The organism is Frateuria sp. Soil773 (genome assembly GCF_001428405.1).
Lineage (GTDB): Bacteria > Pseudomonadota > Gammaproteobacteria > Xanthomonadales > Rhodanobacteraceae > LMSL01.
This window is the reverse complement of the sequence record NZ_LMSL01000041.1, coordinates 641,087-655,467: the sequence shown is the minus strand read 5'-3', so window position 1 is coordinate 655,467 and position 14,381 is coordinate 641,087. Positions and strand designations below refer to the sequence as shown.

At 73.0% G+C, this 14,381-nt stretch carries 9 protein-coding genes; 5 read left to right on the top strand and 4 right to left on the bottom strand.

Translation table 11 applies throughout. From position 1 onward, the window contains the following. Window positions 1-2: 2 nt before the first annotated feature. The 5 genes from ASG87_RS18565 to ASG87_RS18545 all read left to right on the top strand — a co-directional run bounded on the left by ASG87_RS18565 (window position 3) and on the right by ASG87_RS18545 (window position 5,279). Window positions 3-233, top strand: coding sequence for a hypothetical protein (locus tag ASG87_RS18565; protein ID WP_056008755.1), 231 nt, complete (start codon window positions 3-5; stop codon window positions 231-233). A 69-nt stretch (window positions 234-302) separates the two neighbouring features. Beyond that, window positions 303-1,109 (top strand): TorF family putative porin, encoded by an 807-nt coding sequence (locus ASG87_RS18560; RefSeq protein ID WP_056008752.1) that lies wholly within the window; start codon window positions 303-305, stop codon window positions 1,107-1,109. A 74-nt stretch (window positions 1,110-1,183) separates the two neighbouring features. Further along, window positions 1,184-1,786: a potassium-transporting ATPase subunit KdpC gene (gene kdpC / locus ASG87_RS18555; RefSeq protein WP_056008749.1), complete on the top strand. Its 603-nt coding sequence runs from the start codon at window positions 1,184-1,186 to the stop codon at window positions 1,784-1,786. A 122-nt stretch (window positions 1,787-1,908) separates the two neighbouring features. Further along, on the top strand, window positions 1,909-4,590 hold the full coding sequence (locus ASG87_RS18550; RefSeq protein WP_056008745.1) for a sensor histidine kinase KdpD: 2,682 nt from the start codon (window positions 1,909-1,911) through the stop codon (window positions 4,588-4,590). Continuing rightward, the gene (locus ASG87_RS18545; RefSeq protein WP_056008742.1) at window positions 4,587-5,279 is read left to right on the top strand and encodes a response regulator transcription factor; all 693 of its coding nucleotides are present in this window, start codon (window positions 4,587-4,589) and stop codon (window positions 5,277-5,279) included. The genes ASG87_RS18550 and ASG87_RS18545 overlap by 4 nt, the downstream gene beginning before the upstream one ends. 132 nt (window positions 5,280-5,411) lie before the next feature. On the opposite strand, the gene ASG87_RS18540 is transcribed toward ASG87_RS18545, so the two are convergent. Genes ASG87_RS18540 through ASG87_RS18525 form a run of 4 tightly spaced genes read right to left on the bottom strand, consistent with a single transcriptional unit; the run spans window position 5,412 to window position 13,952 of the window. Further along, on the bottom strand, window positions 5,412-6,218 hold the full coding sequence (locus tag ASG87_RS18540) for an alpha/beta fold hydrolase (RefSeq protein ID WP_056008739.1): 807 nt from the start codon (window positions 6,216-6,218) through the stop codon (window positions 5,412-5,414). After that, entirely contained in the window at window positions 6,215-7,309 is a 1,095-nt protein-coding gene (locus ASG87_RS18535) for a Gfo/Idh/MocA family oxidoreductase (protein ID WP_056008737.1), read from the bottom strand. The genes ASG87_RS18540 and ASG87_RS18535 overlap by 4 nt, the downstream gene beginning before the upstream one ends. After that, complete coding sequence (locus ASG87_RS18530; RefSeq protein WP_056008735.1) at window positions 7,306-8,439, bottom strand: NAD(P)H-binding protein; 1,134 nt, start codon at window positions 8,437-8,439, stop codon at window positions 7,306-7,308. Before ASG87_RS18530 ends, ASG87_RS18535 begins: the two co-directional genes overlap by 4 nt. Continuing rightward, the gene (locus ASG87_RS18525; protein WP_056008728.1) at window positions 8,436-13,952 is read right to left on the bottom strand and encodes a non-ribosomal peptide synthetase; all 5,517 of its coding nucleotides are present in this window, start codon (window positions 13,950-13,952) and stop codon (window positions 8,436-8,438) included. Before ASG87_RS18525 ends, ASG87_RS18530 begins: the two co-directional genes overlap by 4 nt. Window positions 13,953-14,381: the final 429 nt, after the last annotated feature.

Genomic DNA, 14,381 nt, shown 5'->3' with positions numbered 1-14,381 from the left:
TCATGCAGACATTGAAAGTATCCGTATCCCTTCCCGGCGCCGCCCACCCCGACATGGAGCTGCGGCTGTCCGCCGACGATTCCGCCTGCGACGTGGTGATCGCGCTGCCGGTGCAGTCGGGGCAGCCCGCCCAGGCGGTGCGACTGCCACGCGACAACGTGGTGCCGCTGCCGCGCGACAGCGAATCGCCGCGCGACGACGACTACGTGCTCGGCGGTTACGCCGGCATCTGATCCGACGCTCCAACCCCGCAATCCCCAGACAGGCGCCGCCCCGACAGGCACGGCGCCGAGGTTCCCGCCATGAAACCGCTTTCCCTCGCTGCCGCGGCAGCCTTCGCATCCCTCGCCGTCGCCGTGCATGCCGGCGACGCACCGGCGAGCCCGGTCACCGGCAACGTCGCCGTGACCTCCGACTACATGTTCCGCGGCCTGACCCAGACCTGGGGCCGGCCGGCGATCCAGGGCGGCGCCGACTACACCGGCCCGGGCGGTTTCGCCGCCGGCTTGTGGGCATCGAGCATCAGCGAGCGCAGCTACCCGGGCGGCGCGATGGAGCTGGACCTCTACGCCAGCTACGGACGGTCGATCGACGACGACTGGTCCTGGCGTGCCGGCGTGTACGGTTACGTGTACCCGGGCGCCGACCTCGACCGGGCCGGGCTGTCGTCGCGCTCGTTCGACACGGTCGAGGCCAACGCCGCCCTGAGCTGGAAATGGCTCACCCTGAAATACAACCGCGCGATCACCGACTACTTCGGCGTGGATACGGAGCAGGGCTACCGGGGCGATTCCAAGGGCACCGGCTACCTGCAACTCGATGCGCTCATCCCGCTCGGCGCGGCCTGGAGCCTCGCCCTGCACGCCGGCCACACGCATTACACCACCACGCTCGCCGCGCCGCTGGCGAGTGGCGCGCGCGATCCCGGCTACAGCGACTTCGGCGCCACGCTGAAGTACCAGTTAGCCGCGCACTGGTCGCTGGGCGCGGGCGCCACGCATGCCACCAACGCCGCTTTCTACCGGCGCACGAGCAGCTTTCTCGATGCCGGCGACACGCGCAACATGGGCGGTTCGCGCGTTTTCGTGATGCTGCAGGGCAGCTTCTGATGCGGGCGATCCTGCCCCGTGTGGCAACGGCCGGCCGTCCACGCCGGCCACTTTCCCGAAAAGCGGTGACAACCATGAGCAAACTGCTGCGCCCCTCCCTCGTCCTGCTGCTGGTGCTGACCGCGGTCACCGGCGTGCTGTACCCACTGGCCGTCACCGGGCTGGCCCAACTGATCTTCCCGCGCCAGGCCAACGGCAGCCTGGTCGAGAAAGACGGCAAGCCGGTCGGCTCGGCGCTGATCGGCCAGGCGTTCACCGAGCCGAAGTATTTCTGGGGCCGGCCGTCGGCGACCGCGCCGAACGCGTACAACGCCGGTGCGTCGTCCGGTTCCAACCTGGGGCCGACCAACCCGGCGCTGGCCGAGGCGGCCAGGCAGCGCATCGTCGCGCTGCGCCGGGCCGACCCGGGCAACGAGGCGCCGGTGCCGGTGGATCTGGTCACCGCTTCGGGCAGCGGCCTCGATCCGCAGATCAGCCCCGCCGCGGCGCAGTACCAGGCGGCGCGGGTGGCGCGGGCGCGCGGGCTGGACATGGCGCAGGTGCGGGCGCTGGTGGCGCGGTACACCTCCGGCCGCCAGTTCGGCGTGCTGGGCGAGCCGCGGGTGAACGTGCTGCAGCTCAACCTGGCGCTGGATGCGATGCCCGCTGGCTCCGTGCCGGGGCGGGACGCCAGGTGAGGCGCGCAGGCCTGCCCGGTTGCGCGCGGATCCGCGCGTGAGGGTGGCGCGCGCCCGTGCCCGGCCCATTCCTTCTTCGGTACAGGCGAGCCTGACGCACGCAAACCGGCGAGAATGAGGCCATGACCGGACCTTCCCGCGAAGCGCGTGCCGATGCCCTGCTGAGTGCGGGACAGGACGAGCGCACCCGCCGGCTCAAGGTCTTCCTCGGCGCCGCGCCCGGCGTCGGCAAGACCTACGCCATGCTGTCCGCCGCGCGCGAGCTGAAGCGGCAGGGCGTGGACGTGGTGGTCGGCCTGGTCGAGACGCACGGCCGCGCCGAGACCGCCGCCCTGCTGGAGGGCCTGGAGGTACTGCCGCGGCGCGCGGTGCGCTACCGCGCGTCCGACGGCAGCGAGCGCGAGTTCAGCGAGTTCGACCTGGACGCCGCGCTGGCGCGCAAGCCGGCGGTGCTGCTGGTCGACGAGCTGGCCCACCGCAACCTGCCGGGCGGGCGGCACGAGCGGCGCTGGCAGGACATCGCCGAGCTGCTCGACGCCGGCATCGAGGTGTACAGCGCGCTCAACGTGCAGCACCTGGAAAGCCTCAACGACCAGGTGCGCCGGATCACCGGCATCGCTGTGCGCGAGACCGTGCCGGACGCCTTCCTCGACCGCGCGCGCGATATCGTGCTGGTCGACCTGCCGCCGCGCGAGCTGATCGGCCGGCTCAAGCAGGGCAAGGTCTATGTGCCGGAGACCGCGGCGGCGGCGCTCGACGCGTTCTTCTCGCCGACCAACCTGGCCGCCCTGCGCGAGCTGGCGGTGGACACGATCGCCGGCCACGTCGACAGCGACCTGCGCGAATCGATGCTGGCGCGCGGCGGCGCGATGCCGGTGCGCCGCCGCGTGCTGGCGGCGATCGACGGGCAAGGCCAGAGCGAGTACCTGGTGCGCGTGGCGCGGCGCATCGCCGAGCGGCGCGGCGCGCCGTGGAGCGTCGCCTACGTGGACACCGGCGCGACGCTCGACCCGGCGCGGCGCGAGCGGCTGGAGGCGGCGATGCGCCTGGCGCGGCGTCTCGGCGGCGAGCCCATCGTGCTGCGCGGCCATGCCGTCGCCGACGAGCTGCTGGCGCATGCTGACCGCGAAGGCGTCGGCCAGATCATCCTCGGGCGCACCCGCGAACGGCCGCTGGCGCGCATGCTCGGCCGCTCGCTGACCCAACTGCTGCTGCGCCGCGGGGCACACCTGGAGCTGACCATCATCGCCACGCCGAGCGAGCGGGCGAAGGCGCGCCGCCGCCTGCGCCTGCCGGGCGGGCGCGGTTCGCGCGGCGAATACGCCTATGCCACGCTCGCCACCCTGGTCGCGTTCGGATTGTCGTTCGTGGCCGACCGCTACCTGTCGGTGGCGAACCTGTCGCTGATCTTCCTCACCGCGGTGCTGGTGGTGGCGGTGCGCACGCGCATGAGCGTGGCCGTCTATACGGCCGTTTCGTGCTTCGTGGGATACAACTTCTTCTTCGCGCCGCCGCGCTACACGCTGGCGATCGCCAACCTCGACGACGTGCTGGCGGTGGTGCTGTTCCTGCTGGCCGCCCTGGTCTGCAGCCGCCTCGCGACGCGGCTGGCCAGCCAGGTGGAATCGTTGCGCGCCGCACACGCGCAGGCGCGCGCCCTGTTGGGACTGGGCCAGCAGCTGACCAGCAGCACCGACGCCGATGGCGTCCGCGCGGCCGGCACCCGGGCGCTGGCGCAGGCGCTGCGCTGCGAGGCGTCGATCCTCGCCCGCGACGCGGGGCAGGTGCTGCGCGTGGTCGCGAGCGCGCCGCGGGAGCACGCGTTGTCCGCGCAGGACCTGGCCGCCGCCGACTGGAGCGAACGCCACGGCGAGCAGGCGGGCCGCAGTACCGACACGCTGAACGCCGCGCCGTGCTGGATGCTGCCGCTGGGCGGCGAGGGCCGTCCGCTGGGCGTGGTCGCGCTGCATCTCGATCCCGCGCAGGGCGAGTTCGACGCCGACCGGCGCAGCCTGGCGCTGGCGATGACCCAGGACATCGGCCAGGCGCTGGAGCGCGCGCGGCTGTCCGACGAACTGGAGGGCGCCCGCGTGCAGGGCGAGACCGAGCGCCTGCGCAGCGCGCTGCTGTCGTCCGTCTCGCACGACCTGCGCTCGCCGCTGGCCTCGATGATCGGCGCGGCCGGCACCCTGGTCAGCTACGAGGACAGGCTGCCGGCGGACGAGCGCCGCGACCTGCTGCAGGCCATCCTCGGCGAAGGCCAGCGGCTGGATCGCTACATCCAGAACCTGCTCGACATGACCCGGCTCGGCCACGGCACGCTCAAGCTCAACCGCGACTGGACCGACAGCGCCGAGATCGCCGCCGCCGCGGTGACGCGGCTGCGCAAGCAGTTTCCCGACCTGCGTGTGGAGACGTCGGCGCCGCCGGAAGGTGTGCTGCTCTACGTCCATCCCGCCCTGATCGAACAGGCGCTGTTCAACATCCTGGAGAACGCCGCACGCTTCTCGCCGCCGGGCGAGGCCGTCCGCGTGACCGTGCGCAGCAGTGGCGAACGCCTGCTGATCGACGTCAGCGACCGCGGCCCGGGCATCCCGGAGGACGAGCGCGCACGCATCTTCGACATGTTCTACTCGGTATCGCGTGGCGACCGCGCGCCGCAGGGCACCGGGCTGGGGCTGGCGATCTGCCGCGGCATGATCGGCGCGCACGGCGGCAGCGTGGAGGCCTTGCCCGGCGACGGCATCGGCACCACCATCCGCATCAGCCTGCCGTTGCCGGCGCCGCCCGATACGAATCCATGAGCTCAGCTGCACCGCGCATCCTGGTGATCGACGACGAAGCGCAGATCCGCCGCTTCCTCGACATCGGCCTGCGCGCCGAGGGTTACCAGGTGCTGCTCGCCGCCAATGCGGTCGAAGGCCTGGCGCAGGCGGCCACGCAATCGCCGGACCTGGTGATCCTCGACATCGGCCTGCCCGACCGCGAAGGCCACGACGTGCTGGCCGAGTTGCGCCAGTGGAGCCAGGTGCCGGTGCTGATGCTGTCGGTGCGCGACGCGGAGAGCGAGAAGGTGCGCGCGTTGGACCACGGCGCCAACGACTACGTGACCAAGCCGTTCGGCATCCAGGAGCTGATGGCGCGGCTGCGTGCGCTGCTGCGCAACCGCCCGTCCGGCGAGCCGGAGCTGCCGCCGCGCTACGACGACGGCCGCCTCGGCGTGGACCTGGCGCGCCGCGAGGTGAGCCTGGACGGTGCGCCGGTTTCGCTCACCCGCAAGGAGTACGCCGTGCTGGCGCTGCTGCTGCGCCACGCCGGCCGGGTGGTCAGCCAGCAGCAGCTGCTGCGCGAGGTGTGGGGCGCCAGCCACGTGCAGGACACGCACTACCTGCGCATCGTGCTCGGCAAGCTGCGGCAGAAGCTGGGCGACGACCCGGCCAACCCTCGCTGGCTGAAGACCGAGCCGGGCGTGGGTTATCGCTTCCTGAGTTGAATGGGTCCCCGGCGGAACGAACGCGCATTTTCGCTGCACTGACGCCGCCTGCCACCGCTCCGTTTCGGTTGGTCGATCCGCGCCGGGTGCCGCCGCAAGGGCGTTCCGCGCATCCATGCCGCAGCGTTTCGTTCAAGGCGTCGAAGGCCACGCATCGGCAGGCGTTGCGGCCTTGCCGGCGCATGCCAGCACCGCATGCACGACCTGCCGCATCTGCGGCACCAGGTAGAAGTGGTCGCCGGCAAAACGGCGCAGGTGGAAGGCCTGCGAGGTCTGCTGTGCCCATGCCTCGGCATCGCCGCTGGCGAGTTCGTGGTCATCCGTGCCGACGAAGGCGCTGATCGCCAGCGGCAGCGGCGGCATCGTGGCAAGCGCCGGGCGATAGGTTTCGATCAGGCGGTAGTCGCTGCGCATGCGCGGCAGCAGCAGGGCACAGAATTCGTCGCAGTCCAGCAGGGCCGCCGGGGTGCCGCCAAGCCGGCGCAGTTCGTGGCGCAGGGCATCCTCGCCCGCACGGTGCAGCGTGCCGCCGTGGTGGCGTGCTGGCGCTTCGCGGGCGGACACCACCAGGTGCGCCGGCAGGCGCTGCCGCCGTCCGTGCAGGGTCAGGCACAGTTCGTGCGCGACGGCGGCGCCCATGCTGTGGCCGAACAGCAGGTAGGGACGGTCGAGCAGCACCGGCATCGCCTGCGCGATGGCGTCGACCAGCGCGTGCATGTCGTCCATCGGTCGTTCGTCCAGCCGGTCTTCGCGGCCGGGATACTGCACGGCCACCAACTCGATGCTGTCCGGCAGCAGCGCCGCCCAGGCACGGAAGAACCCCGCCGAGCCGCCGGCGTGCGGAAGGCAGACCAGCCGCATCGACGCGGCCGGGCGCGGGCTGTACCGGCGGAACCAGGGCGAGTCTGCGGCGCGCGCGGGAAGGTGGACGGCGTTCATGCCGGCAGGCCGTCCGCATCCGCAAGCAGCGCCTCGGCGGGCAGCGGCCGTGGCGCCTCGGCCGCGAGGGGCCGGGTCGGACCCAGCAGGGCGCCGAGTTCCTGCCAGGCCTTGCAGCTGGCCAGCGTGTACTGGTTCAGCGCGGCGTCGCCGGAGTCGCTGCCGATCGCCGCATGCATGCGCAGCAGCGCGCGCGCGATCGCGCGCGGCCACAGTTCGCGGAACACCGCGCCGAACGTCGGCGTCTCGGCCGGCCCCAGCAGCGAGCCGACCGGCAGCGCGACGGCGGCGTCCTCGGCGGCCAGGTCGAGCACGCCGTCATCGCGCCGTTCCAGGTGCATGCGCGGATGCCACAGCACGTGGCCGTGCGTATCGCTGAGGGTGAGCGTGCCGCCGGTGGTGCCGAGCGCGATCCGGTGCAGCAACTGGGTATGGTTGTCCGGGTCGGCGGGGTCGAGCTGGTTCTGCACGCGCAGGGTCAGCGGCACGCCGCCGATGCGTCCGCCGATGCAGGTGAACGGGCCGCCATGGTCGCCGGCCGGCTGCAGCGCGAACGACCAGGGCCGCAGCGCGCCCAGCGCCTGCCCGAGCATGTCGACCAGCGGATACAGCACGTGCACGCTGCAGGCCGCGTCGAGGTAGACCGCCTCGCGCAGCGCCAGTGCGCGTCGCGCCGCGTCGATGAAGCGGACGACCGGCGCCACGTCCGGATAGAAGCTGTTGATGCGATACCGGCAACCCGTCTCGCGTGCTGCGCGCAGACACGCGGTGACCTCATCGTGGTGCAGCGGATGCTCCTGCAGCACGTGGATGCCGCGCGCGAGCAGGGCCAGCGCCAGTTCGGTGCCGACGCCGCCGACCACGCCGGCGCGCACCACCACGCAGGCCAGGTCCACGCCCCGCGGCGGCAGCTGGTCCACGCCGGTATACAGCGGCACGCCATGGCGTGCCGCGCAGTCGCGCGCGTGCGCGCTGCCGCGGGCGAGGATGCCGACGAGCTCGAAGTGCTCCGGCAGGCCCGCCGCGCCGCGCAGGTAGACCTGGCCGAAGGTGACGCCGCAGACGATGACGCGCAAGCGGACGGCCGTCACAGCACGCCTTCCTCGGTGACCGCGGTCGCCGCGTCACGCGGCGCGAGTTCGACCAGGTCGAGGCCGTCGTACGCGCGCCAGCGGTGCAGGCGTTCGAGCGTCGCGGCGGGATCGAGCGTTTCGGCCGCGTGGTGCGTACCGCAGGGCAGGCTCCCGTCGGTGAGTGCGAGTACGGCGGCCGCGGCCACCGCCGCGCTGAGCCGGTAGCTGTCGCCGGCGCGCAGCACGGCGCGCCGGTGGCGCGGCTGGCCGCCGCGCAGGCCGTCCAGTTCGATCACGGCGCGGTAGTAGGGCGCGTGGCCGGCGAGGTCGAGCGTGGCCGCTTCCACCAGGTCGGCCACGGCTTGCGCCAGCATCGCCGGATCGATCGCCGGCGTGGCCGCGAGGCGCCCGCTCCAGCGGCCGATCAGCGTGGCCGCGCGCGGGCTCGGCGCCAGGGTATGCCACTGCGCATGGCGCAGCCCCAGCTCGGCGGCGAGCTGCGCCAGTTCGCCGGTGAGGAAGGGTTGCGCGTGCACGCGGCCGGGCACGCCCGGCAGTTCCAGCCCGTCCTGCGGCGCCAGGGCGCCGCCCACGCGGCGGCCGTCGATCCAGGCGGCGCCGGCCTGGCCGAAGCCGGCGACGGTGCTGAGCAGCACGTCGGCGCCCGCCGCCGGCGTGCAGCGCTCGCGGCCGCCGGCCCAGATCGACAGCGTGTGTACGCGGTCGAAGCCCTGCGCCGCCAGCCAGCGCGGCAGCAGGCCCGACAGGCCGGGAAACACGCCGGCCGAATGGATCGCGCGCCGCCCGGCGGACAGCGGCTGCGCGTCGAGCTGGCGTTGCAGGCCCTCGCCGCCGAAGGCGTCGACATAGTCCGCGCCGGCCGCGTCGGCAGCCCTGGCGACGCGGTCGCCGATGCGGCACGACGGCCCGGCGGCGTTGAGCACGATCGCGCAGCCCTCGCAGAAACGCGCCAGCGACGAGGAATCGTCCACGTCCACCGTCAGCCATTCCACGTGCGAGGAGGCGGCCGGCGGCGCATGGCGGTAGCCGCCGCGCAGCGCGAAGCGGCCCTCCGCCTGCAGGCAGGCCAGGGCGGCGGCGCCCACGGCGCCGCTGGCGCCGACGATGCCGACGCGCGGGACGCTCATGCCGCCCGCGCCTGCAGGATGCGCGAGGCCACTGCCTGCACGTGCGGCGGTTGCAGGCAGGACAGGTGGTTGCCGTCGATCCGTTCCACGCGGATGTCGCCGAGCGCGAGTTCCGTCCAGAAGCGCTGCATGTCGGAGGCCAGCCCGGGCAGGAAGTGCAGCGCCTCGTCGTCACGCAGCAGGCGCAGGTCGCCCGCGAACGGCTCGGGCGCGTAGGCGGCCACCGCGCGCAGGCTGTGGCGGAAGATCCGGAACAGGATGTCGATCTGGTCGCCGACGATCGCCTCGGCCTTGCTTTCCACCGTCGCGGCGAGCGCGGACAGCCGTTCGGCCGCCGGCCGCCGCGCCAGTTGCGCATAGCAGGCGGACACGGCGGCCAGTTCGCCGTCCAGCTCCTGCAGGCAGCCCGCCGGCAGCCGGTCGCCGTGGCGCGCACGCAGGGTCGCCAGCGCGTGCGCCATCTGCACGTTGTCCACGGTATGCCCCGCCGCGCCGATGTCGGCGCCGAGCAGGCCGCCGAAGGCGCGTTCGAGCAGTAGGTCGTCGTCGATGCGGTAGCGGAAGCGGTCGCTGCTGATGACCGTGACCGGCTCGATGTCCTTGCCCGCTTCGAGCAGGGCGCGGGCGACCTCGGTGGCGAGCAGGCCGCCCATGCAGTAGCCGATCAGGTGGAAGCGCCGGCCGCCGCGGGCGAGCAGCAGCGCGGCGTACTCGCTGGCGAGTTCGGCGATCAGCCGCTCCGGCTCGCGCGCGAGGTAGTCGCTGGCGTCGGGCACGGTGATGCCGACGATCTCGCCGCGCCGGCCGGGCGCATCCGCCAGCAGCGGCAGCAGCGCGCGGTACGGGGCGAGCGTGCCGCTGCCGTCGTGCAGCACGACGTGCACGAGGTCGCTGTCGCCGCGCGCCGGCGCCAGCGGCAGCAGCGGCGACGGCGCAACGCGCGGCGCGCCGTCGGCGGCATCGCCGGGACGCGCGCGCAGGTGCGCGGCGATGGCCGCCACGGTGGGCGCGCGCAGCACTTCCCGCATCAGCCGGTCCCACTCCCAGCCATGTGCCTCGGGCAGTTGCTCGCGCATCCGCGCGACCACCTGGGCGATCAGCAGCGAGTCGCCGCCGGCCTGGAAGAAGTCTTCCTCGCGGCCGAGCCCGTCGCGTCCCAGCGCCGCCGCCCACACCGCGGCGATGCGGCCTTCCAGCGCGTCCAGCGGTTGCTCGATGGCGGCGGCCGCGGGACGCGCGGCCGCCTGCGCGCGTTGCAGCAGCGCGGCGCGGTCCAGCTTGCCGTTACGCGACAGCGGCAGCGCATGCAGCCATTCCAGCCGCGCCGGCAGCATGTATTCCGGCAGCCGCGCCTGCAGGTGGTCGCGCAGCACCTGTTCGTGCAATACCGCGCGTTCCTGCGGGAAGCGCACCACGAACGCGGCCTGGCCCACGCTGGCCAGCGCGTCCTCCGGCGGCGGATAGCTGCATAGCAGTTCGCCATGCGCCCCGGCGAACAGGCGCTGCCATTGCTCGCGGGTGAAGAAGGTCTGGTCCAGCGCCTCGCGCTCGTCGACGAAGCCGGACAGGCCGACCTGGAATTCCATCGAGGTCATCAGCGCGGCGATCTCGCGGGTCGCCTCGATCACGATCAGCGTGCAGCCCGGTGCGCCGAGTTCGCGCAGGCGCTCGAGCACGGTCGGCGCATGGCGCGCGTTGTGCAGCACGTTGGAACAGACGATCACGTCCCAGCTGCCGGCGGTCAGCCCCTGCGCGGCGTAGTCCTGGTTGAGGTCGAACAGGCCGTAGCGCACCCACGGCTGGGCAGCGTGGCGCTCGCGCGCCTCGTTGAGGAAGAACGGCGAGACGTCGCTGTACAGGTAGTCGACCGGGAAACCCTCCAGCGCCGGGATCAGCGCGCGGCTGGTGCCGCCGACGCCGGCGCCGATCTCCAGTACGCGCAGCGGGCGCGCCGGGTCGTCGGTGCGGGTGCGCGTGGCGGCCACGTCGCGTGCGGCCGCGCACACCACCGCGTTCATGCAGCGGTTGACCAGGTTGTCGTTGTAGGCGGCCACCGCCGTATCGAGCCTGCCCTGCGGGAACAACAGGTCCAGCGGGTCGACCTCGCCGCGCAGCAGGCCGGGCAGGTGAGCGCTCGATTCGCGCAGGTAGCGCAGCAGTTCGCTGCTGTAGCGCACGGTCTGTTCGAGTTGCTGCAAGTCGTTCCAGCGGCGCGCGGTTTCGCCGGCGGCCGGTTCGCGCAGCAGGCGGTAGCGCCGGTCCTGCGGATCGTGCGCCAGCCACTGCGCCTCGCACAAGGTGTGCAGCCAGCGCCGCAGCAGCCGCTGGTTGGCGGCGGCGGTACCGCTGCGTTCGACGATCTCGGCCAGGTCGTGGCTGGCGCGGGTGTCGGCGAACAGGCCGCAGCCGCGCAGGGCGTCGAGCATGTCCAGTCGCGCGATGTCGTCGGCGGTGGTCACCCAGCACTGGAACGCATCGCGGTCGAGCGAGGCGACGCTGGCATCCCCCGCGGCATGTGCCGCGGCGGCGAGCCGGGCGCGCGCGGCGGATTCGTCCGATGCGGCCTGCGCGACCGGTTCCACGAAGGCGGCCAGGCGGCGCTCCATCGGCGAGTCGCCGCAGACCACCACGGCGGCCATCGCCACCTGCGGATGCGCCTGCAGGGCGCTTTCGATCTCGCCCAGTTCGATGCGGTGGCCGCGGATCTTCACCTGGCCGTCGTCGCGGCCGAGGAACTCGATCACGCCGTCCGGCCGGTAGCGGCCCAGGTCGCCGGTGCGGTACAGCCGTTCGCCGCTGCGCGGATGGCGCACGAAGCGCGCTTCGGTGCGCGCGCGGTCGTGCAGGTAGCCCAGCGCCAGGCCGGCGCCGCCGATGTACAGCTCGCCGGCGGTCCAGTCGGGGCAGGGACGCATCTGCCCGTCGAGCACGTGGAAGCTCTGGTTGGCCAGCGGCGTGCCGTAGGGAATGCTGCGCGCGCCGGCCGGCACCTCGCCGATGTCGTGCCATATCGACCAGATCGCCGCCTCGGTGGCGCCGCCCAGGCTGACGATCCGCAGCGGCGGGCAGTGCCGGCGGATCGCCGCCGGCAGGCCGACCGGGATCCAGTCGCCGGACAGCAGGGCCAGTCGCAACGTGTCCGGCGCGGCGCCCGGCTCGGTGTCGAGATAGCTCTGCAGCATCTGCAGTTGCGCGGGCACCGAGTTCCACACGGTCACGCCGTGCCGTGCGATCAGCTCGGCCCAGTGCGCGGGATCGCCGCGGCGTTCCGGCGCGGGCAGCACCAGGGCGCCGCCGGCGGCGAGGGTGCCGAAGATGTCGTAGACGGACAGGTCGAAGGCGAGGCTGGCGAGCCCCAGCACGCGGTCATGCGCATCGATGCCGAAGCGCGCGTTGATGTCGGCGATGGTGTTGAGCGCCGCCTTGTGGCTCATCATCACCCCCTTGGGCGCGCCGGTGGTGCCGGAGGTGTAGATCACGTAGGCGAGCTGGTAGGGATCGACCGGCGCCGGCGGCACGGCATCGGCATCGTGCGCCGGCGGTTCGAGCCGGTCGGCGGCGATCACCCGCGCATCCACCGGCCAGGTGTCGTCGCGCCGCGCCGCATCGGCCAGCACGTAGCGCACGCCGGCGTCGGCGAGGATCGCGTCGCGCCGCGCCGCCGGCTGCTGCGTATCGAGTGGCAGGTAGCTGCCGGCCACCCACAGCACGCCCAGCACGGCGGCGATCTGCGCCGCGCCCTTGTCCATCGCCACGGCCACCCGTTCGCCGTCCCGGCAGCCGGCCTGGCGCAACGCCAGCGCCACGGCGGCGGCGCGTCCGGCCAGTTCGCGATAGCTGGTGGCGCCCTGCGCGTCGATCACCGCCGGCTGCAGCGGCTGCTGCCGCGCCATGCGCAGGAAGCCATGGTGCAGGGCGCCTTGCGGCAGCGGCGCGGCGGTGGCGTTGACCTGCGCCCGGCGTGCCTGGACGGCGGCGGGCAGTTGCAGCGGATCGTCCTGCTGCCAGGTTTCCTCGTTGTCGGCGAGCGCCCTGAGCAAGCTGCCGAAGGCGTCGAAGGCCTGCTCGACCAGGCCGGGCGGGAACACGCCCTCGCGGACGTCCCAGTTCAGGTGCAGCGCGCCGGCGCGTTCGCCGGCCTGGCAGTCCAGCCAGACCTGCGGGGTCTGGGTGATGCCGTAGCCGAGCCGGCCGCCCTGCATGAATTCGCCGTCGATGGCATCGCCGTCGTTGGTGCCGACGCCGATCGTGCTGGTGAACACGACGGGCATGATCAATCCGCGCTGCCGGTGCTGGCGCGCCATCTCGCGCAACACGTCGATGCCGGAGAAGCCGGCGTGCTCCAGGTCTTCCCACAGCCGCTGCTGCAGCTGCTGCGCCCGTTCGGCGAAGGCCGTCGCCGTCGCATGCGCGACTTCGAGCACGTCGACCGACGTGAAGTCGCCGACGATGCGATGGACGTCCGGATGGATGGATGGCCGGTTCAACACGGTGACGTTGAGGCAGAACGACGGCTGCCGCGACCAGCGGCCGACCGTTTCGGCGAAGGCGGCCAGCACGGCCGACGAAGGCGTCACCCGGCGGCCGCCGGCGTGCCTGCACAAGGCCTGCCAGTGTGCTGCCGGCAGCGTCAGCGCATGGCGCCGGAAGCGCACCGGCCGGGCCTCCTTCGCACCGTCCAGCGTGGGCAGTTCGGGCGCGCCCGGCATCGCGGGGATGCGTTCGAGCCAGTAGTCGCGGTCGCGCGCCTGCCGTGCGAGCTGCGCCGGCCGTTCGCCGGCGCGGCGGTCGGCCAGCACGACGTCGCGGAACGACACGGCGGGCGCGGGTGGCATGGCGTCCGGCTCCCGGTAGAGCCGGTCCAGTTCGGCCAGCATCACCTGGATGCTGACGAAGTCGGCGATCAGGAGGTCCAGCGAAAGGTGCAGGCGGCTGCCGGCGTCGGTGCGGCTGAGGCGCAGTTCGTACAGCGGCCACGCGTCGGGCGCGTAGCAGCGCGCGGACATCTCGGCGCGCACGTAGTCCAGTGCCGCCTGCGCGCGTTCCGCCGGCGCGCCGCGCAGGTCCTGCACGGCGAGCGGCGGCGGCACCGCGTCCTCGAGCACGCGTTGCCACCCCTCTGGCGACACCACGGCACGCAGCATGTCGTGGCGCTGGATCAGGCGGTGCCATGCCTGTTCGAGCCGTTGCGGATCGAGGTCGGGCAGCTCCAGTTCCACGTAGCCGTGGCAACCGATGCCGCCGTAGTCGTAGGCGTTGCCGCGGCCGACCAGGTAGGCCGCCTGCACGTCGGTGAGCGGAAAGGGCGCATGGCGGTGCGACGGGTCGGCTGCCACCGCGACGGCATCGGCGTCGCCGAGGTGATCGATCAGCGCCTGCCTGTGCGCGCGCAGGATCGTCTTGTGGTCATCGGTCAGCGCTCCGGCGGGCGCGCGGAAGCGCAGCTGGCCGTCTTCGCTCCACAGGCGGATGCCGAGCGCGTCGAACTCGGCGACGAGGGTTGCGGGATTCATAGGGCACCTTCTTCGAAAGCGTTGTCGGTAGGTAGAGGCGCGGACGGGACCGGCGGCTGGCGCAGCAGCGCCGCCTGCGCGGCCACCGTGGGCGCGGCGAACATGCTGCGCAGCGAAAGCGTGCCGGTGCCGAGCCGGCGCTGGCGCAGCAGCTCGACCAGCCGCGTCGCGCGCAGGCTGTCGCCGCCTAGCTGGAAGAAATCGTCGTCGCGCGCGACGCGCTCGCAGGCCAGCACCTGCGACCACAGATCGGCGAGTTCCTGTTCGAGCGCATCGCGCGGGGGTTCATGGCGCGCGGTGGTCGAGGTTTGTTCGGTTAGTTGCTCGGTGAGCGCCCGCCGGTCGATCTTGCCGTTGGCACTGAGCGGGAGGGCATCGAGCGGCAGCCAGCGGCGGGGCACCATGTAGTCGGGCAGCAGGGCGTGCAGG